The organism is Prochlorococcus sp. G4PB17 (genome assembly GCF_059772445.1).
In genome coordinates, this window is sequence record NZ_CM186288.1 from 978905 (window position 1) to 997275 (window position 18371).

The 18371-nt window shown below is 36.5% G+C and carries 20 protein-coding genes; 10 read left to right on the top strand and 10 right to left on the bottom strand.

Going from position 1 to position 18371, the window contains the following annotated elements; all coding sequences use genetic code 11:
- The first annotated feature begins 15 nt into the window (after positions 1 to 15).
- On the top strand, positions 16 to 354 hold the full coding sequence (locus AC6EJB_RS05990) for a P-II family nitrogen regulator (RefSeq protein ID WP_498490444.1): 339 nt from the start codon (positions 16 to 18) through the stop codon (positions 352 to 354).
- Here AC6EJB_RS05990 and AC6EJB_RS05995 read toward each other — a convergent pair.
- Entirely contained in the window at positions 351 to 1151 is an 801-nt protein-coding gene (locus AC6EJB_RS05995; protein WP_498490445.1) for a TlyA family RNA methyltransferase, read from the bottom strand. The genes AC6EJB_RS05990 and AC6EJB_RS05995 overlap by 4 nt on opposite strands.
- Positions 1152 to 1247: 96 nt before the next feature.
- Between AC6EJB_RS05995 and AC6EJB_RS06000 the strand changes: the two genes are divergently transcribed.
- The 3 genes from AC6EJB_RS06000 (at position 1248) to AC6EJB_RS06010 (ending at position 4367) form a co-directional block, all read left to right on the top strand.
- Positions 1248 to 1508 carry a hypothetical protein gene (locus AC6EJB_RS06000; RefSeq protein WP_498490446.1) on the top strand — a complete coding sequence of 87 codons (261 nt, stop codon included), beginning with the start codon at positions 1248 to 1250 and terminating at the stop codon, positions 1506 to 1508.
- A 43-nt stretch (positions 1509 to 1551) separates the two neighbouring features.
- Positions 1552 to 2847, top strand: a complete 1296-nt coding sequence (gene purB, locus AC6EJB_RS06005) for an adenylosuccinate lyase (protein ID WP_498490447.1) — start codon at positions 1552 to 1554, stop codon at positions 2845 to 2847.
- 125 nt (positions 2848 to 2972) lie between these two features.
- Positions 2973 to 4367: a class II fumarate hydratase gene (locus AC6EJB_RS06010; protein WP_498490448.1), complete on the top strand. Its 1395-nt coding sequence runs from the start codon at positions 2973 to 2975 to the stop codon at positions 4365 to 4367.
- Between the two features lie 18 nt (positions 4368 to 4385).
- Here AC6EJB_RS06010 and AC6EJB_RS06015 read toward each other — a convergent pair whose 3' ends face one another.
- Complete coding sequence (locus AC6EJB_RS06015; protein WP_498490449.1) at positions 4386 to 7163, bottom strand: DEAD/DEAH box helicase; 2778 nt, start codon at positions 7161 to 7163, stop codon at positions 4386 to 4388.
- Between the two features lie 128 nt (positions 7164 to 7291).
- Between AC6EJB_RS06015 and AC6EJB_RS06020 the strand changes: the two genes are divergently transcribed.
- The 5 genes from AC6EJB_RS06020 to bioA are packed head-to-tail and all read left to right on the top strand — an operon-like array spanning position 7292 to position 11918.
- The gene (locus tag AC6EJB_RS06020) at positions 7292 to 8434 is read left to right on the top strand and encodes an aminotransferase class I/II-fold pyridoxal phosphate-dependent enzyme (protein WP_498490450.1); all 1143 of its coding nucleotides are present in this window, start codon (positions 7292 to 7294) and stop codon (positions 8432 to 8434) included.
- On the top strand, positions 8431 to 9159 hold the full coding sequence (locus AC6EJB_RS06025; protein WP_498490451.1) for an alpha/beta hydrolase: 729 nt from the start codon (positions 8431 to 8433) through the stop codon (positions 9157 to 9159). Before AC6EJB_RS06020 ends, AC6EJB_RS06025 begins: the two co-directional genes overlap by 4 nt.
- Positions 9140 to 9895 carry a methyltransferase domain-containing protein gene (locus AC6EJB_RS06030; protein ID WP_498490452.1) on the top strand — a complete coding sequence of 252 codons (756 nt, stop codon included), beginning with the start codon at positions 9140 to 9142 and terminating at the stop codon, positions 9893 to 9895. The genes AC6EJB_RS06025 and AC6EJB_RS06030 overlap by 20 nt, the downstream gene beginning before the upstream one ends.
- A complete protein-coding gene (gene bioD, locus AC6EJB_RS06035) occupies positions 9892 to 10536 on the top strand; it encodes a dethiobiotin synthase (protein WP_498490453.1) in 645 nt (214 codons plus the stop codon). Before AC6EJB_RS06030 ends, bioD begins: the two co-directional genes overlap by 4 nt.
- A 56-nt stretch (positions 10537 to 10592) precedes the next feature.
- A complete protein-coding gene (bioA, locus tag AC6EJB_RS06040) occupies positions 10593 to 11918 on the top strand; it encodes an adenosylmethionine--8-amino-7-oxononanoate transaminase (RefSeq protein ID WP_498490454.1) in 1326 nt (441 codons plus the stop codon).
- Between the two features lie 51 nt (positions 11919 to 11969).
- On the opposite strand, the gene AC6EJB_RS06045 is transcribed toward bioA, so the two are convergent.
- A complete protein-coding gene (locus AC6EJB_RS06045) occupies positions 11970 to 12410 on the bottom strand; it encodes a J domain-containing protein (protein WP_498490455.1) in 441 nt (146 codons plus the stop codon).
- Positions 12411 to 12487: 77 nt separating this feature from the next.
- Here AC6EJB_RS06045 and rsmG point away from each other — a divergent pair, with 77 nt between their 5' ends.
- A complete protein-coding gene (gene rsmG, locus AC6EJB_RS06050) occupies positions 12488 to 13234 on the top strand; it encodes a 16S rRNA (guanine(527)-N(7))-methyltransferase RsmG (RefSeq protein WP_498490456.1) in 747 nt (248 codons plus the stop codon).
- Here rsmG and AC6EJB_RS06055 read toward each other — a convergent pair.
- The 7 genes from AC6EJB_RS06055 to AC6EJB_RS06085 form a co-directional block, all read right to left on the bottom strand.
- Complete coding sequence (locus tag AC6EJB_RS06055; protein WP_498490457.1) at positions 13231 to 14457, bottom strand: aldo/keto reductase; 1227 nt, start codon at positions 14455 to 14457, stop codon at positions 13231 to 13233. The genes rsmG and AC6EJB_RS06055 overlap by 4 nt on opposite strands.
- Before the next feature lie 16 nt (positions 14458 to 14473).
- Positions 14474 to 14893: a ferredoxin gene (locus AC6EJB_RS06060; protein ID WP_498490458.1), complete on the bottom strand. Its 420-nt coding sequence runs from the start codon at positions 14891 to 14893 to the stop codon at positions 14474 to 14476.
- 15 nt (positions 14894 to 14908) lie between these two features.
- The gene (locus AC6EJB_RS06065) at positions 14909 to 15301 is read right to left on the bottom strand and encodes a DUF1257 domain-containing protein (protein WP_498490459.1); all 393 of its coding nucleotides are present in this window, start codon (positions 15299 to 15301) and stop codon (positions 14909 to 14911) included.
- Positions 15301 to 15504, bottom strand: a complete 204-nt coding sequence (locus AC6EJB_RS06070) for a DUF2997 domain-containing protein (RefSeq protein ID WP_498490460.1) — start codon at positions 15502 to 15504, stop codon at positions 15301 to 15303. Before AC6EJB_RS06070 ends, AC6EJB_RS06065 begins: the two co-directional genes overlap by 1 nt.
- Before the next feature lie 88 nt (positions 15505 to 15592).
- A complete protein-coding gene (locus tag AC6EJB_RS06075; RefSeq protein WP_498490461.1) occupies positions 15593 to 16402 on the bottom strand; it encodes a HEAT repeat domain-containing protein in 810 nt (269 codons plus the stop codon).
- 24 nt (positions 16403 to 16426) lie between these two features.
- Positions 16427 to 16552, bottom strand: a complete 126-nt coding sequence (locus AC6EJB_RS06080; RefSeq protein WP_498490462.1) for a DUF8624 family small hydrophobic protein — start codon at positions 16550 to 16552, stop codon at positions 16427 to 16429.
- 59 nt (positions 16553 to 16611) lie between these two features.
- The gene (locus AC6EJB_RS06085; protein ID WP_498490463.1) at positions 16612 to 18369 is read right to left on the bottom strand and encodes a sodium:solute symporter family protein; all 1758 of its coding nucleotides are present in this window, start codon (positions 18367 to 18369) and stop codon (positions 16612 to 16614) included.
- Positions 18370 to 18371: the final 2 nt, after the last annotated feature.

Consider the following 18371-nt stretch of genomic DNA (forward strand, 5'->3'; position numbering starts at 1 on the left):
GTTTCCCAAAGAGATATGAAAAAAATAGAAGCAATAATTCGTCCTTTTAAGCTTGAGGATGTAAAAATTGCATTAGTTAATGCAGGAATAGTTGGGATGACAGTAAGTGAAGTAAGAGGATTTGGCAGACAAAAAGGACAAGTTGAAAGATATCGAGGATCAGAATTTACCGTTGAATTCCTTCAAAAACTAAAAATTGAAGTTGTAGTTCCAAATGAAAACGTTGACATGGTTTTAACTGCCATTGCAGATGCAGCTAAAACTGGAGAGATAGGTGATGGAAAGATTTTCGTTACTCCAATTGATTCCGTTGTTCGAATCAGAACAGGCGATAAGAACGAAATAGCTCTTTAAGTTAACAAGAAATTTATAAATTTTTCAATTTTAATATCCCCTTCAACCTCATCACTCATCCAAAGAAGATATTCTTGATTACCAGCCGGCCCTTTTAAAGGGGACGCAATTAGTCCTTTTGGATACCATCCATATTTTTCAGATTCCTTGATCACCCCTTCAATTGCCTTTGCATGTAGAGAGTGGTCACGCACAACTCCACCCTTACCTACTTTGTCTTTGCCAACCTCAAACTGAGGTTTAACAAGAACGACTAATTCAGATTTAGCACTTTGAAGTAAGGCTTTAATACTAGGCAAAACAGTTTTAAGAGATATAAAAGATAAATCTGCAACTGCGAAGTCTGGTATTTGTTCTCCATAATTACATAATTTTTCAGGAGTTAAGTATCGAATATTAGTCCTTTCTAAAAGAACAACCCTTGGATCATTTCTAATACTCCATGCGGTTTGACCATACCCAACATCTATCCCATAAACTTTTGCTGCCCCTAACTGCAAAAGACAATCAGTAAAGCCGCCAGTTGAAATCCCAGCATCTAAACAAACTCGATTCTTAACATTTAGAGGAAATTGATTAAACGCTTCCGCTAACTTTTCACCTCCACGAGATACATACCTAAGCGGCTGTGTAATCTCTAACTGAAGATCTTTTAAAACTTCTTGGCCTGGCTTATCAAGAATTTGTCCATTAATCGTTTTAACTTTGCCAGCTCTAATAAGCTTTTGCGCCTCTTGACGAGATTTTACTAAACCTTTAGTTAGCAAGTGAAGATCTAATCGCGATTTTTTGGTCATTATTTTTACAAAAACAAACAAGAAACGGAACAAAAACCGGAGAACTAGTACTTTTTCTCTTTTTCAATAGAGAATCTAATCAATTGAACCAAGGTTTTGTCTAAAAAGCTCAGGCATCCAATCAATGAAAATGAGCTATCTAGCAAAGGTGATTTTCATCTAACTCCAAAAAAGCAAACTGGAGAAGTACTTGAACTTTTACCTCCAGGAAGTTTTGCAAAATTTGCGAACCAACCTAATGATTTGCCTCCCTTCCAAGTAATTGATTGCAAAGGTGGGAGGTGCAGAGTAAGACAGCAGGCTTGGGGCAGATATGTGCATTGGGAAGTTGAACACAATAGACTCAAGTCAGCTTGACCTTGACGACCTAAATTAAAGTAACCTTTAACTTTGTAGCACTTTGATTGAGCGTTACACAAACCCAGAGATGGGAAATATTTGGTCTGAACAAGCCAAATACCAAACTTGGCTTGATGTTGAAATAGCCGCATGTGAGGCGAATTGCAAATTAGGGAAAATCCCCCTTAATGCAATGGATACCATTCGATCAAAAGCAAGCTTTACCCCTGAACGCATACTCGAAATAGAGGCGGAGGTGCGACATGACGTAATTGCTTTTTTAACAAATGTGAATGAATATGTTGGAGATGCAGGTCGATACATACATGTTGGCATGACGAGTAGCGATGTTCTCGATACAGGTCTTGCACTCCAATTAAAGTCCTCGGTAAAACTTTTAAGGAAAGAACTTTTATTACTTGAAGAAGCTATTAGAGATTTAGCAAGGCAACACAAGGAAACCGTAATGATTGGCCGTTCACATGCGATTCATGGAGAACCTATTACTTTTGGATTCAAACTTGCAGGATGGCTAGCCGAAACTCTCAGGAACAAAAATAGACTAGAGAGTCTCGAAAAAGATATATCCGTTGGTCAAATTAGCGGTGCCATGGGAACTTATGCGAACACCGATCCTGAAACAGAACGAATAACCTGCGAACTTTTGGAACTTGAGGTTGATACAGCTAGTACTCAAGTTATCTCAAGAGATAGACATGCGAATTACGTACAGGTTCTTGCTTTGATTGGATCTTCATTGGATCGTTTTTCTACAGAAATTCGGAACCTTCAAAGAACTGATGTTCTTGAGGTAGAGGAAAACTTTGCTAAAGGTCAAAAAGGTAGCTCCGCCATGCCTCATAAAAGAAATCCCATAAGAAGTGAAAGAGTTAGCGGTCTTTCCAGAGTTTTAAGAAGTTATGTAGTTGCAGCTCTCGAAAATGTAGCTCTTTGGCATGAAAGAGACATTAGTCACAGTTCCAATGAAAGATTAATGCTGCCAGATACGTCTATTACACTTCATTTTATGATCACAGAAATGACAGCGATCATTAAAGGGCTTGGCGTTTACCCAAATAATATGCTGAATAATTTAAACATTTATGGAGGAGTGGTTTTTAGTCAAAGAGTTCTTTTGGCTTTAGTTGAGAATGGGATGAGTCGAGAAGATTCTTATCGATTAGTACAAAAACATGCTCATTCAGCATGGAATCATCACCAAGGTAATTTCAAAAAAAATCTTGAGAATGATCCAGAGGTAATGAATAGTCTCGCACTAGAAAAACTTTCTGAATGCTTTTCAACTGAATTACATCAATCGAATTTGAAGATTATTTGGGATAGGCTTGGTATATAACGGCAGAAACTAAATCAATTAATATTAGTTAGTAGAATCTAAAAAGGACATAGTAATAGATTTAACTAAAATCCATAGCTATAATCCTTACTCTCTAGGGAACTTTAAATTTCCAACCCAGATCAATGTCCAATATGAAACGACTTGAGAAAGATAGTCTAGGTTCAATTTCTGTTCCAGAAGATGCTTTATGGGGAGCACAAACTCAACGATCAATATTAAATTTCGCTATTGGTGATGAGGTCGTACCTCTTGAGATTATTCATGCAATTGCCCAAATAAAAGCCTCTGCAGCAAGGGTGAACAATCATTTAGGTCTAATAGATACAGAAACCACGCAATTTATCACCGAAGCAAGTTCAGAAATTATTGAAGGTAAACATAATAATCAATTCCCTTTGAAAGTATGGCAAACAGGTAGTGGCACCCAAACAAATATGAATGTAAATGAGGTAATCAGCAATATAGCTTCAAAGCGTTTAAATAATCCTTTAGGTAGTCATGATCCACTACATCCAAATGATCATGTCAATCGCTCTCAATCTACAAACGACGTTTTTCCAGCAGCCATACAAATAGCCACAATACTTAGCTTGAAAAAGACTCTAATACCCGAATTAAAAAAGCTCATTGATTTGTTTCATCAAAGGAGTCAAGAATGGAAGGATCTTATCAAAATAGGACGTACGCATCTTCAAGATGCAGTACCCCTTACTCTTGGACAAGAGGTCTCTGCTTGGGCTGCTCAGTTGGAAACGGCCTTAGGACGTATTGAAATCAACCTCGAAGAACTTTATTCACTTCCCTTGGGAGGAACCGCTATTGGAACAGGAATCAATGCTCCTGAAAATTTCGACAACCTCATTGCTCTTGATATTTCTAGAAAAACAAATTTACCCTTTGAAACCGCAGACAATAAATTTGCCATCATGGCTAGTCATGATGGTCTTGTAAATATAATGTCCCAGCTAAAATTGTTAGCCGTAACTTTTCTCAAAATTGTTAATGATCTTAGACTTTTATCTTGTGGACCAAGAGCTGGATTATCAGAGCTACAGCTACCAGCCAATGAGCCTGGCAGCTCAATAATGCCAGGGAAAATCAATCCGACTCAATGCGAAGCCATGGCGATGGTATGCACACAAATAATTGGTATGGACACCTCAGTATCCATAGCTGGAAGTGGTGGACATCTACAAATGAATGTTTATAAGCCTCTAATTGGATACAACATTTTAAAAAGTATTAATCTTATTCAAAACGCATGTAAAAGTTGCAGAGAAAATATGATTGAGGGTATTCAACCCAATAAACCAAAAATCAAACAATACCTAGATAATTCTTTGATGCTGGTCACAGCATTAGCTCCATCAATCGGATATGAAAAAGCAAGTCAAATTGCCCACTTGGCGCATGAAAAGAATCTCAGCCTAAGAGAAGCATCAAATCAACTAAACTATATCGACGAAGAAGAGTTTGATAAACTAATTAATCCAAAATTTATGGTTCGGACTGATTGAAAAAATAAATTTTTAATCTTAATTATTTCTTTCAGTTGCCGGATTAATAACCTTATGATTTTTTTCTTGTGTTTGATGAATATCTTGAGCTTCACAAACTGGGAATCTATCCATTAGTTTAATCGCTGCTCTAGCATTATTCCTAAGTTGCCTACTCACTGCCTCGCAATAGGGAATCTGTGAAAGTAAATCATTTGTTCTTCTTAGAATTCTTACAACATCTCCCTCGTCTAAAGAAGTATTTGAAATTAAATCCGTCCAAGTAGTACCTCTTGCCCAGGATTCTACTAAACCCATTAATTCTGAACTCCAAAGAATTGGGACTTCTATACCTAATCGTTCTTGCACTCTAAATAATTCACCTCGTATGTTTGATAAATCATTAAAGGCATCCTCTGCAACTGCACTAGGAATAAATCCAGTCCATAAATCAGGACGATTAACTTCCGTAACAATTGACTGAATAACTCCAGCTAATTCTACTGGAGTCAGTTCATCAAGATGTCCACTCATCAAAACCAAACCTAACCATAATTCATTTTCACCTCTTAAAGATCCAATACCTCTACCAATCTCAGTAGGGTTTAAATCATCCAAACATCCAAAAAATTCTAGTACTTTAATCAGTGATAAAAAAGTTTCCCAGTGACGATTTGACCTGTCATAAAGGATCTCCTCACGTTGATGAATTTCAATAGATAGTTCATTCATTTTACGTCTATGCTTCTTTAATTTTTTCTTATCTCCCCATCGATGAGCCGGCTGAAGCAATAATTCATCATCTAAAGATTTGACTAATTGAGCTTGAGACAAAACTTCACTAGCAAGATCATATTGAGCAATTCTCATATTATTTTTCTTAGCCAAATTTGATATGATTAAGGCTATTTCGTTACTCATCAAATCTCCATGATGTATTTCACCTAGTCTACTAATTTTAGGAGAGGTAATATTTGTTACGTCTAAGCATGTCAGGTCAGCATAAAGACTAACGACCTCTTTACAAGAAATAAGTATCCAAATATTTTCATCTGTTAAGCATAATAATTGAGATGGTCTATCTATTTTATGTATTTTTTCAACAATTACAGCAGGTATAACTTTCCCTTTTAGCTGTGAAGTTTTTAGACTGATGAGGGTTCCATTATTTGCAAATTCCAAGGCTAAGATCAATTCATTAGATAAAGTTTCAGCAGACTGTTTTTGGAGAATTTTTAAAAGTCGTCTTTCTTCTTTCAGATGACTTTTTATTTTTTCATATCTTTCAAAATCTGACCATGGTATATCCTCTGAAAAGGTTTTATATTCTTTAAACTCCTCTTTTAATCTAGATATTTCTTCTTCCTCTTCAACTAAATCTAAGCTGGCTAAGTATCTACTAAAGCTTCTTTCTATCAATTCTTTTGATTTATCTAAGTCATAACGCTGCAATAAATTCAGAACCATACTATAGCTGGGATTGAATTGGCTAATCAGCGGATCAGCTGGGCTGGTTGCCAATTGACCAGCTTCTCGAACTCCTTCAAATCGAGTTTGTACAGTAACAACATAACCTCGAGAATCAAGACCTCTCCTTCCTGCTCTACCAGCCATTTGTAAAAACTCACTTCCCATTAATTGACGATGTCCATTATCTGATCTCTTCGATAAAGTAGATATAATTGTACTTCTTGCCGGCATGTTGATTCCAGCAGCTAATGTTTCAGTTGCAAAAACAACCTTTATCAAACCCTCTTGAAATAATTCCTCAATCAATTCCTTCCACGCAGGAAGAACTCCTGCATGATGAGAGGCGATTCCATTAAATAAAGCTCTGACATGTAGATCATCTCTAATCCCTTCTGAATTTAAAATAGAATATTTTTCAAATCGATCTTGAATTGAATTTCTTTCTTCTTGGTTAACCAAACAAATACTAGCGATTGTTTTCACAGCCTTGTCACAACCACGACGACTAAATATGAAATAAATAGCGGGCAACATATTTCGTTCAGCCAACTTTGATATCACAAAGCCCAATGAAGGGGACTCAGGTTGACTAGGTTTGGATAAGCGTCCTCTCTTCTTGTGTGATTTTGTTGGACGCCAAATCTTACAGTTTGGATGTAATCCAGTTCCTTTATTATTGAGTAATGGATGAAGTCCTTTAGCACTACAAAAATTGAATTCCAGGGGAACTGGCCTTAAATCGCTGGATATTAGATCTGTTGGTCCATGAACTTGTTCAATCCAATCAGTTAATTGCCCAGCATTAGCAACTGTTGCTGATAAAGCAACGAACTGAACGGATTTAGGACAATGAATAATTGATTCCTCCCACACCGTTCCTCTATGAGCATCATTCATGTAATGACATTCATCAAGGACAACAGTCTCTATATCAAGTAGAGGGTCATCATTTCTATCTGCTGCTGCATAAAGCATATTTCTAAAAATTTCAGTAGTCATAACAAGAATCGAAGCCTCTCTATTAAGACTTAAATCACCTGTTAAAAGACCCACATTATTTGCACCAAATTGATTCCTAAAGTCTCTTAGTTTTTGGTTAGATAAAGCTTTTAAGGGCGTTGTATAAAACACTTTGTTTCCATGAGAAATCGCTCTATAAATTGCATACTCTCCTATTAATGTTTTTCCTGATCCTGTAGGGGCGCTGACAACTACAGAATGCCCTTGATTGAGTGAATCAATTGCTTTAAGTTGAAACTCATCCAATACAAAAGGAAAAATTTCCTTTGGATTTAAATTGTTTTGGAGGATTTCGTTCTCAGGCGTATCTCTTTCTAAGGAAGTCATTACTAAATATTAGGGGAATATTCTATGACCACATGATTTTTGACGTGGATACATAATAAAATCAAGAAACAAAAGAAAAAAATGTTAAACCAGCACTCAAATCTTTAAATACAGAAAACAAAAACAATATGCCTGAAATCCCTCACTCTAGAATTCGTAAACTCAGGACTTGGATCCCAGGGAAAAGATCATCAGAATTGATTGGTGTAGATGAAAATAAAAATCAAATCACGTTAATTGACCTAGCAAGTAATGACTATCTAGATCTCGCAAGACATCCCTCTTTAATTGAGGCCGCAAGACAAACTTTAGAAACTGATGGAGTTGGTTCTGGTGGTTCAAGATTTATTACTGGTAGTAGAAATATTCATCAAAAACTTGAAACGAAGCTTGCTGAATGGCTTAATCGTGAGATTGTACTGCTTTACCCGAGTGGTTTCCAGGCTAATCTTGCTGCAGTTTTAGCACTTACTGATCGTCATACTCCTGTTATTTGTGATCGTCTGATACACCATTCTCTGCTCGTTGGAGTCAAAGCGAGCGGAGCAAAGCTCATGAGATTCAAGCACAACAATTTATCTGAACTAGAAACACTTTTAAAAAAATCCAGACATAGCAATCCTCAAAAACAACCTTTAGTAATTACTGAAAGTCTTTTTAGCATGGAGGGGACCACAGCTCCCATAAAAGCAATCTCAAAACTATGCATTAAGTATGATTCAAAGTTATTGATAGATGAAGCTCATGCTTTTGGCATCATGGGTCCAGAAGGGAGAGGTGAGTCATTTGGACTCAAAGAACCTATTTCAATTATCAGTGGGACTTTTGGTAAGGCGTTTGGAAGTGGGGGAGCCTTTCTAGCAACTGACAAGATCACAGGAGAAAATCTAATACAAAACTGTGGAGCATTTCGCTATACAACGGCATTAGCTCCTCCACTCTGTGCAAGTGCTTTAGCCGCATTAAACCTAATTGAAAGTAACCCTAGCTGGAGTAGAGAACTAAAAGAGAAATCAATAGATTTAAGAGACAGATTGTCTCAAGTTGGGTGGCAACGCCCTGTTGGGAGAGGTCCAATTGTCTCCATCATTCTAGGTTCAGACGATTTAGCCATGGATTATCAAAAGAGACTTGAAGTACAAGGTCTTCTAACTGTTGCGATCCGTCCACCAACGGTCCCTGAAGGCAAATCGAGACTCAGGTTAGTAATCAGGCGAAATACACCAGTTCAGGCCTTCGAAAGACTTATCGAAGTTCTTAAAAACAAATGAAAGAACTAATTGCTATGCATGGCTGGGCTGGTGATAGTCATCAATGGTCAAATTGGGAAAAGATATTTAAAAGTTGTAATTGGGAATGGCAAACTTCTGAACGTGGATATAAAAATATAAGTCCTCATACACCCAAATGGAATAACGAATCAAATCAAGTCGAAGTTAAAAGAGTTGCTATATGTCACTCCCTTGGTTCACAGTTGATAGACAAAGAAGTTTTACAATCAGCTACTCATGTTGTATTAATCAATAGTTTTAGTCGTTTTATTCCAAGAAGCAAAGAGAATCGCCCTATAAAGCTAGCCCTCAACAGGATGATGAATGCAATTAATACACCTAATGAAGCAGCTATGTTAAGAAAATTTCATATAAAAGCTTATAAACCAAATCACATAGATGTTAAGTCATCCCAATCAAATCTCCTTCAAATGTCAGATTCAGGAAGATTGAGATTAAAAAATGACTTAAAACTTCTCATGAATTCTGATTCTCTACCAATTGGCTTAAACAATTCTGCCAAAGTACTTATAGTTAACAGTGAACAAGACTATATTTTGGCTAATCAGACGAAAGAGAAGCTAGCTGAAGATTTAATAAACCACTTAGAGACTTTACCTGAAATAATTAGCTTTCAAGATGAGGGGCATTTCATCACAAAAATTGAAAATATCAAAAAAGTCAAACACTGGCTAGAATTTGATCATGCAAAAAACATGGTCTAGCCAAGTTAATAAAAACTTTAACGAAGCTGCATTAAGTTATAACGATTCAGCATCAATTCAAAAAAGTACTGCTTTAAAACTTGCAAAAATATGTTCTCATCATTCAATTAAGCATGGACTATGGGTTGACCTTGGTTCTGGCACTGGACTACTCGCTAAATCATTAGAAGATCTTCATCCAAACCAATATGTAGTGAGATTAGATAATTCAAAAAAGATGATTGCTCAACATTCAGAAAAACGTGTTAAACAACTTTGGGATTTAAATAATGGATTACCTAAGTGGTCTAAAAAACCAAATTTATTAGCTTCAAGTTTTGTTTTACATTGGCTTGATAATCCACAAAAACAACTTAAGGAATGGTTGAATTCTCTTAGCTTAGACGGATGGATTGCTTTAGCAATCCCAATCAAGGGAAGTTTTCCAGAATGGTACGAAGCTGCAGAAAAGGCAAATTTGACGTGCTCGGCTCTTGATTTACCATCATACGACTCACTAATAAGAGTCGTTCCGAAAAAAAGTATATTATATAATAAAATTGAAGTTACTAAACAAACGGCGAAGAAGGCGACTTCTTTATTAAAACCGATGATCAAGGTCGGAGCACAAAGTAGTCAGAAGGAACAATTAAGTGTTTCAGATTGGCGACATCTATTGTCTTTTTGGCCAATTTCCAACAAGGATAAACAAGTAAGCCTTAGTTGGTCAATTCAGTTTTTATTAATAAAGCGATGAGTGTTTTCTCAAAAAGAATTATTATTTGTGGTACAGATACAGATGTCGGTAAAACGATAGTTAGTAGTTTTTTCGTCCAAGGTCTTAAAGGTATTTACTGGAAACCCATTCAAAGTGGAACAGAGGAAGGAACAGATACCAAAACTGTTTGCAATATCTTAAATCTTGAACCTAACCGCTATCTTTCTGAAAGGTATAAATTCAAGGCTCCTGTCTCTCCACATTGGGCGGCCGAACAAGAGTCTGTTTTTATTGAACCAAATAATTTAGAATTGCCTGACTTAGACGAATTAATAATCATCGAAACTGCAGGTGGCTTAATGGTTCCTTTAAATCGGGATTGGCTACAAATAGACCAATTAAGGGTTTGGCGAGCTCCAATAATTCTTGTAGCCAGGACCGGTCTTGGTACTCTCAATCACACCTTATTAAGTCTAGAAGCCTTGAAGCATAGAAATTTAGATGTATTAGGCATAGTATTAAACGGCCCTCCACACAAAGACAATCCGAAGACTCTAGAGCAATTTGGAGACACTAAAATTCTTGCAAAGCTTCCTATCTTTAATGAAGTAAGCGCAGAAGTACTTTCTCAAGAATGGAAGAAACAAAAATTAGAGCAAAAGCTTAAACAATACATTTAAAATAAAATTTTATTTTTTTCTTAATCAATAGATTTTTTTAACTCTAATCAAGTTAAATGAAAAAAGAGGGAATACTAAATTTGATGAATGAAAAAGAAAATTCAAATCACACTCTTCAAAATCCTCATATTTGGCCACCTTTCACACAACTTGCTTCCTCTAAACCTCAATTATTAGTTGAAAAAGCGAAAGATGCCCTTTTATTGCCTAAAAACAACCCTCCAATAATCGATGGTATTAGTAGTTGGTGGGTCACATTACACGGCCATGCAAATGAATATATTGCCAAAGCCATCTCCAAACAAGCAGAGCAATTAGAGCAAATAATTTTTGCAGATTTTACGCATCCACAAGCTGAATTGTTAGCTAATAGGCTGAGTCAATTAACCGGTCTAGATAAATTATTCTTTTCAGATAATGGCTCTACTGCGGTAGAAGTTGCTTTAAAAATGGCCCGTCAGTGGTGGAAAAACAAAGGTGATAATAGATCTCAAATCATTGCATTTGAAGGTGCCTACCATGGGGATACCTTTGGGGCAATGGCAGTAGGTGAACGAAATATATTCAGTGAACCTTTTGATCAAATGCTATTTCCTGTGAGTAGAGTTCCTTGGCCTGAGACATGGTTAGGAGACAAAGAGTTTGAGAGTCGAGAAAAGAAAGTTTTAGAGATTCTTGAACATCTCTTAAAGACTCCAACTATTGCAGTAATTCTTGAGCCACTAGTGCAAGGAGCTGGAGGGATGAGAATGGTTCGTTCAGAGTTTTTATTAGAAGTCGAAAAAAGAATTCGCCAGGCGAATTCTTTACTTATTACAGATGAAGTATTAACTGGTTTTGGAAGGTGTGGAGAATTATTTGCTTTTCAAAGAGCCGGCTTAAGCCCTGACCTCATATCACTCTCAAAAGGACTAACTGGTGGATTCCTTCCAATGGGAGTTACTATGTCTAGCAAAAAAATTTCAGATGGTTTCCTTGGTGATGATCCTAAACAAACTTTTTGGCACGGGCATAGTTTTACAGCTAATCCATTAGGCTGCGCAGCTGCAAATGCTAGCTTAGATCTTTTAGAAAAATCCCCTAAACAATATTTAGATTTTGAGTCACGTCATTTACCTCATCTACAAAAAATAGCTAAAGATCCAAGAATTCAATGCCCAAGAATCACGGGAACCATTGCTGCATTCAATATTAAAGTGCAAGGTCAAAAAGGATACTTAAGTTCAGTTGGAAAGATTATGAAAGCCAGTGCATTGAAGGTTGGTGTTTTCATTAGACCATTAGGAGATGTAGTTTATCTAATGCCACCACTTTGTATCACAGATGAGCAACTAGAAAAATGCTATTTTGGAATCCAAGAAGGCTTAAATTCTCTCCTCTAATATTTATTGCCCTTTAAAAAAATATCATCAAAAATTTTATATATAAATGAATTACATTAACCAACTTGGCGTAAATTCTATATTTGCTTCTCGTACAAAAGCGACAAGCAAACAAAAGGCTAAGCTTAAGAGGATAGAAATTACTAAAAGAAGAAGTGAAAACAATTCTCCACCCGAAAATGGTCGCCTTACACCAATTGATTTAGAAAATTGTAAGGGTTCTATACTTTTCAGCTTCGATTCTGTTTTTAGTTTAGTAAAATTATTTTCTTTTTCTATCCTTAAATCGTAATTTGCCCTTAACACAGGATCACTTAACAAGTCATAAGCTTCACAAACATTTTGAAATTGTCTTGTTGCCTCTTCTCTTGGAAGAGAGGTTGTATCTGGATGCAATCGCTTACTTAGTTTTCGAAAAGCTTTTCTCAGTTCTGCATTATTTGCAGAAGGAGAAACTCCAAGTAATTCGTAACAATTATCAGAAGGCTCCAATTAAAGAAAATATGATCTAATAATGTATAAATTTTATCTAAATATCTCAAACCTGACTATTTCAAAAACAATTCCCAATGTCTGATGATAAAAACAACAAAAAGTCAAGTCCATTTATTATATGGAATGAGCTCAAATGGGAACCAACTGAAAACCAATTAGAGCAATTTATAAGATTACAAGAGTTTCTCAAAGAATGGAATGAAAAGACAAACCTAACTCGTCTAGTTAATGGAGATGATTTCTGGATTGCACAAGTATTTGATAGTTTATTACCATTTAATGAAGAGCTTCAATATTCAAAACATTCTCATAAATTTATTGATGTTGGTTCTGGCTGTGGATTTCCGGGCATAGCCATAGCTATAGCTATGCCAAATGCAAATATCACTCTTCTAGATTCTTCAAGTAAGAAAACAACCTTTTTAAAAGAAGTTTCTAAAGAAATCGGATTAAGTTCTCGCATAACAGTTATAACCGAAAGAGCTGAATCAGCAGGAAATGATTTAACTTTAAGAGGTACTTTTGATTACGCGATTGCCAGGGCTGTTGCTCCTTCAACTGTAGTAGCAGAATATCTAGTCCCTTTTTTAAATGCTAAAGGGCAAGCACTTATATACAGAGGAAGCTGGACTGAGACAGAAGAACAGATACTGGAAAAAGCCTTAATTCATCTAAATGCAGAAGTAAGGCAAAAACATAAATTCCTACTTCCTGGTAATCGAGGTATTAGGAATATCATTAGAATTCACTCTACTAAAAAATGTCCCAAACAATTTCCGAGATCAATTGGCAAGCCAAGAAAAAAGCCATTAGGTTATTAAATCCCCCATAATCTATCTCTTCTTTCCCCACCCAATCGATCTTTCAATTTTCTGAGTATGAAAGGTATTTCCGAACACCACGGACTTTTAATTAAAACTTTTTTTAAATCAACTTCACTCACTTCACAATCTAAGCAATCTGCATTTGATCCTGGGAACCAATGTCCACCTCTACCTAAAAGTCCATAACGATCTTTAGCAAAACTTTCCAAATCCCAAGCCTCTAACAAGTTATTTAGCCATAGCAATACAGGAATATTAATACCCCCTGGAGTTTGATCCCAACTAGGTAAACCTACATTCCAAGTAGTCAACCATGACTTACCAAGAGACTTATATGAGGCATTTACGAGCCTCCTTTCAATAGTATTAATGAACCCATACATGGTATCCATTTTTGAGATTGCATTCAAATGAATATCAAGATCTTCAGGCTTTGATGCTCCAACACTCAAGGTATGAATTCTATGATCACGCAAACAAAATAAATCATTAAACTCTATTGGATGTAGGGGACTACATAACTCTAAAAGTTTCATTGACGGGGTATGCAAATGTCCTCCTTTATCAGTAGGACTTATAATAAAAACTCCCATATCATTATGATTAGCAGCCTGTAAAGCTTGTTCGTTTTCCTGCCGAATAAAATACCAATGCAAATTAATATAATCAAAAAAACCTGTTTCAATTGTTTTAATTATCAGGTCAACCTTCGCGTGAGTTGAGAAACCTATGTGACCAATAAGTCCATCTTTTTGCCAACGACGAACAATGTCTAGACATCCATTAGGACGAATAGTCATATCTAAGTGTTCTGGAAGATTAATACCATGAATGGCCAATAAATCAATTTTCTTAGAACCTAATCTAAATAAACTCAACTCAAGTTCTTTCTCAAAAACCGAAGGATCTTCATTTGGTGGGATTTTCGTTTGCAAGATTCTATTTGGATCGTCGATTTGACCCAACGCCCATCCTATCTGGAGTTCTGAAGTTCCATAATGGCGTGCAGTTTCTATGTGATACATACCTTTTTGAGAAGCATGACTAATGGTTTTTTGTAAGACATCTTGTTGCTGTTTGTTAATTTCTTTAGGATCAAGCTCCTTCCAACTTTGTTGAAAGCGCATCCCTCCAAGAGATAAGACAGGCATTTGAATCTCTGTTCGCCCAAATCTTCTGCTGGGTATTGAATTGTTTTTAATATCTTTGTTACTTATCACTTTTGCTATTTGAAATTCAAGTAACCGGTGGTAAACCTAAATTGCGAAAATGATGCTTTTCCAGAAGATTTCTTAATGTAATTAATTCTTCAAAAGAAACCCATTCAATACAATCAACAGGGCAAGTATCTATTGCTTCTTGGATTAATTCCTCACTATCTCCATCTTGTCTAAACGCTCTTGCTCTTCCTTGTTCAGGCTCCATTGCAAAAGTGTTAGTAGCCACTGAGCTGCAATAAGTACAGCCTATACATTTCCTCTCATCAACCCATACAGCTTTTTCCCGTAATTTTCCACCTAATGATGGATCTCTTCCACTGAGCTTGAAATCATGATTGTTAACAGCTTTAAATGCAACATTTGGATCATGAATATCAGAATTTTTCTCAAATTCACGAAGCCCAGTTTCAAAAGCAGCGCTAGGATCAAAAGTCAATTTTTATTATTAAATTTAAGAGTCCCAACGAGTAACTACTAATTCTATTGATCCATCTAAATTATTTTTTTGCTCAGATACTTGAAATCCCTCTTGGGAAGTTGAATCAAGAACTGTATTTAACGCATAGCGTTGTGTAACCTGAGCTAAAAATCTTTCGACGGGAACAGGTTGCTTCCACAAATCAAGGTCAGTCACAAGTTCATATGATTTTGAACCTTCATTCCAACGGAATCCTATATCTGTTCCCATACTCATTTTGACAGTCACTTCAGCTTTGACTGTTTGACCTCTATAACCTCTAACAAAATTCTCACCTTCGTTGGGTATGTAGCCCAAATCTATAAGAGCCTGTTTTAAGAATTTCTTCTTGCGAAGTTGGGTTTTTACGGTGCTGAAATGTGACATCAGTTAATTTCTGCAGGAATAGTCTGTTTTTGAACCTTTTCACGTAGAAAGGTATCAGAGGTTGGTTCTCTCCGCTCGACGGTGCCTAGAGCATCTTCAAGCTTCTCTGTTAAATCGATACATGCTTCTCCAACAAGACCCTCGACGGTTTCTTCAACACGTCCGTCTTGTCTAATTTTAAAGCGCAATGTGCGTTGTGGCATGTAAAAGAAGCCTTAAGTCACTGATGATATAGAAAAAACGCATAGATTCGCGAATTATTAATTACAAAGAAGTGTTTTGTACCAAAAATTAAACCAATTGGCCATCATCAATTAGCGCTTTTAATTTTTTTTGTAACTCTGGATTATCTAATTGCTCCAAAGCTATTCTGGCCTCGTACCTAACTGAAGGCTCCAAATCGTTCAATAAAACAGAAATAAAAGTCTCTTCTATATCGATTTTGATTTCCTCACTCAAAAGGCTGTAAAGACGACCAAGGGACCAAATGCAATTACTTCTAACAATTGGTTCTCCATCAACTTGCAAACTTTCAAGTAATTGATTCGCTGCGGAAAAAGAACTCTCTTTTGCATTAATTCCAACCTCAGCTAAAGAGCTTGATGCCCACAATCGAACAGCCGCAACATCCTGTTTTAATGCATTAATTAAGCATTCCAGGACATGAGGGTCTGTGTAATTTCCGAGACTCCATGCAGTAGCTTTTCGAACATAAGCATTACTATCAAACCGTAATAAATGCAATAAAAGATCGATTGCTTTTGGACAAGGATTTCTACCTAATGCATAAACAGCACTCATCCTGATAACAGGTGAAGGTTCGTCAAGTAAAGGTACTAATAAGGGTAGAGCTCTAGGATCTCTATGTTCGCAAAAGACTCTTAAACCCTGGAGTCTTTCTTCGTTTCCGGATTGGAGCCATTTCAAGGCCCGATCGCACTCTTTTGATGAATCATTTAAATCTTCGTCAATTTTTTCTAAATCTATTTCATCTAGAGGATCTCCCGCTAATTGAGCTGCTAATTCTTGAGCCAATACTTCAGGATCTATGGCCAAATTAGCCAACCCTTCACTACTTAATTTTTGATTTTCATCATTCATGGCTCTGACTAAAGAAGAGCAAACTTAATTAATTGGTGCTGGTGCAAGCATATCCCCAGGGAGCCAGATACGGGCGCTAACTGCCAATAAAGCAACACCAAAAAGGGTCACAATTAAAATAGGGAAAAGAGTTGTGCGTAAAAAACCCAAGGCCATAAACTATTTAAGATCCTATTCTGCTCTAAATTTTGACCATTTGGCCATGAAGATCAAATTATTGAGTTATATAGCCTTGTTTTCTTGATTAAAAGCAAACAACTAAATGTAATGAAGAGTGAAATCCACCCCCCTCTCTCTTGATGTAATAAAAAAGCTCCAATACTGATCAATCCCCCATACAGAATTCCTGACCCTAACAAAAAACGGGAAGCCAGAACTAACAAAGAGTCAGCTGGATAAAGATTCAATTTTTTTCTTATTTTCATCCACCCAGGGCCAGGAGGCTTGACTTGCATAACAAATTTTTCAAGAGTCTCCGCTGACTCTGGCTTGGTAAAAAATAAAGTAGTAAGCCAAATAACAGCAGTAAATGAGGTAGTAAAGAAGAGACGCTTTCCAAAATCCTCGATTAAAAAATAAGGTGAAACGGAAGTAATTAATCCAACAAAAAAACCACTTACCATTGCGGAAAGTTCCGCTAATGCATTAACTCGCCACCAAAACCACCTAAGGACAAGGACAGCCCCTGGACCAGTTCCTATCGCGATCACAAGCCTAAACATTGAGCCAATACTGTTACTAAATAAAGCAGTAGCGACTCCAATTAGAAGCAATAAAATACTTGCAAACTGACCTATAAAAATCATTTCTCTGGGACCAGCCAGTGGTCTCAAGAATCTTTTATAAAGATCATGAGCTAAATAACTTGCTCCCCAATTAATTGAAGTACTTACAGTGCTCATAAATGCAGCCACCATTGAAACCACAACTAATCCGAGCCCCACAGGTGGTAAATAAGTCACAGCAAGCAATGGATAACTTAATTCCCAATCTGATTGATAAGGCAAAAGGACTAGAGCAGCCAATCCAACTAAAATCCAAAGCCAACTACGAACCAGATAATTAACAATTAAAAAAACTATTCCTGCCAAAGTAGCCTGTTTTTCATCTTTTGTAGCTAATAAACGTTGTATAAATTCCCCACCGCCATCACTACGCCTAAAACTCCACCACTGTAAAGAAATAAATGCTAAAAAAGTAGAAATACTGATTCCCGAGCTATCTAGCCAATTAAAACCATCGTTATTAAATGTCCATGGAAATATCGAAAGTAATTCAGGTCGACCTAACTCCTCCAGTTTCAATAACAAATCGGTCATTCCCCCCGAAGCATCTAGCACTACATAGCAAACAGTAAAAGCACCTAGAAGTGCCACTAAAAGTTGTATAAAATCATTAACCACTACTGCCAGAATTCCACCTAGAACAGTGTAAATAAGCAAAAACGAAGCAACTAAAATCATTAAAAGTATCGTGTCAGTAAATACCCCAAAAACTATATGCCCATCTACGATGCCTAATGACTCGGCAACTTTACGTAATGCCAAAAATGCATAACCAATTCCAATACAATTAATAGGGACAGACAATAAAAATGCTTTTATTCCTCTTAAGTAAGCGGCTGGTTTCCCCCCATAACGTAATTCAGTAAAGGCGGCATCAGTTAAAACTCCACTACGCCTCCAAAGTGGAGCAAATATAACAGTCATCGCGACATGAGCGAGTCCAAAGCTCCACCACTCCCAATTTCCTGCCATGCCTCTCGTTCCAATAATGCCAGCCACATAAAGAGGTGTATCAATTGAAAAAGTTGTAGCAGCCATAGACATGCCTGCCAACAAACCATTTAAGCGTCGACCAGCAACAAAGTAATCTGATTCATTATGGTTTTTTTGTGAAATATAAATTCCTAATACCAGGGAAAAAATTAAATAAGAAAATAAAATTAACCAATCAATAAATTGCATAA

Bases quoted from the DNA above. Each gene is read 5' to 3' on its own strand.
- AC6EJB_RS05990 (WP_498490444.1), top strand. From the start codon at position 16: ATGAAAAAAATAGAAGCAATAATTCGTCCTTTTAAGCTTGAGGATGTA.
- AC6EJB_RS05995 (WP_498490445.1), bottom strand. From the start codon at position 1,151: ATGACCAAAAAATCGCGATTAGATCTTCACTTGCTAACTAAAGGTTTA.
- AC6EJB_RS06010 (WP_498490448.1), top strand. From the start codon at position 2,973: ATGTCCAATATGAAACGACTTGAGAAAGATAGTCTAGGTTCAATTTCT.
- AC6EJB_RS06015 (WP_498490449.1), bottom strand. From the start codon at position 7,163: ATGACTTCCTTAGAAAGAGATACGCCTGAGAACGAAATCCTCCAAAAC.
- AC6EJB_RS06020 (WP_498490450.1), top strand. From the start codon at position 7,292: ATGCCTGAAATCCCTCACTCTAGAATTCGTAAACTCAGGACTTGGATC.
- AC6EJB_RS06025 (WP_498490451.1), top strand. From the start codon at position 8,431: ATGAAAGAACTAATTGCTATGCATGGCTGGGCTGGTGATAGTCATCAA.
- AC6EJB_RS06030 (WP_498490452.1), top strand. From the start codon at position 9,140: ATGCAAAAAACATGGTCTAGCCAAGTTAATAAAAACTTTAACGAAGCT.
- bioD (WP_498490453.1), top strand. From the start codon at position 9,892: ATGAGTGTTTTCTCAAAAAGAATTATTATTTGTGGTACAGATACAGAT.
- bioA (WP_498490454.1), top strand. From the start codon at position 10,593: ATGAAAAAAGAGGGAATACTAAATTTGATGAATGAAAAAGAAAATTCA.
- rsmG (WP_498490456.1), top strand. From the start codon at position 12,488: ATGTCTGATGATAAAAACAACAAAAAGTCAAGTCCATTTATTATATGG.
- AC6EJB_RS06065 (WP_498490459.1), bottom strand. From the start codon at position 15,301: ATGTCACATTTCAGCACCGTAAAAACCCAACTTCGCAAGAAGAAATTC.
- AC6EJB_RS06070 (WP_498490460.1), bottom strand. From the start codon at position 15,504: ATGCCACAACGCACATTGCGCTTTAAAATTAGACAAGACGGACGTGTT.
- AC6EJB_RS06075 (WP_498490461.1), bottom strand. From the start codon at position 16,402: ATGAATGATGAAAATCAAAAATTAAGTAGTGAAGGGTTGGCTAATTTG.
- AC6EJB_RS06085 (WP_498490463.1), bottom strand. From the start codon at position 18,369: ATGCAATTTATTGATTGGTTAATTTTATTTTCTTATTTAATTTTTTCC.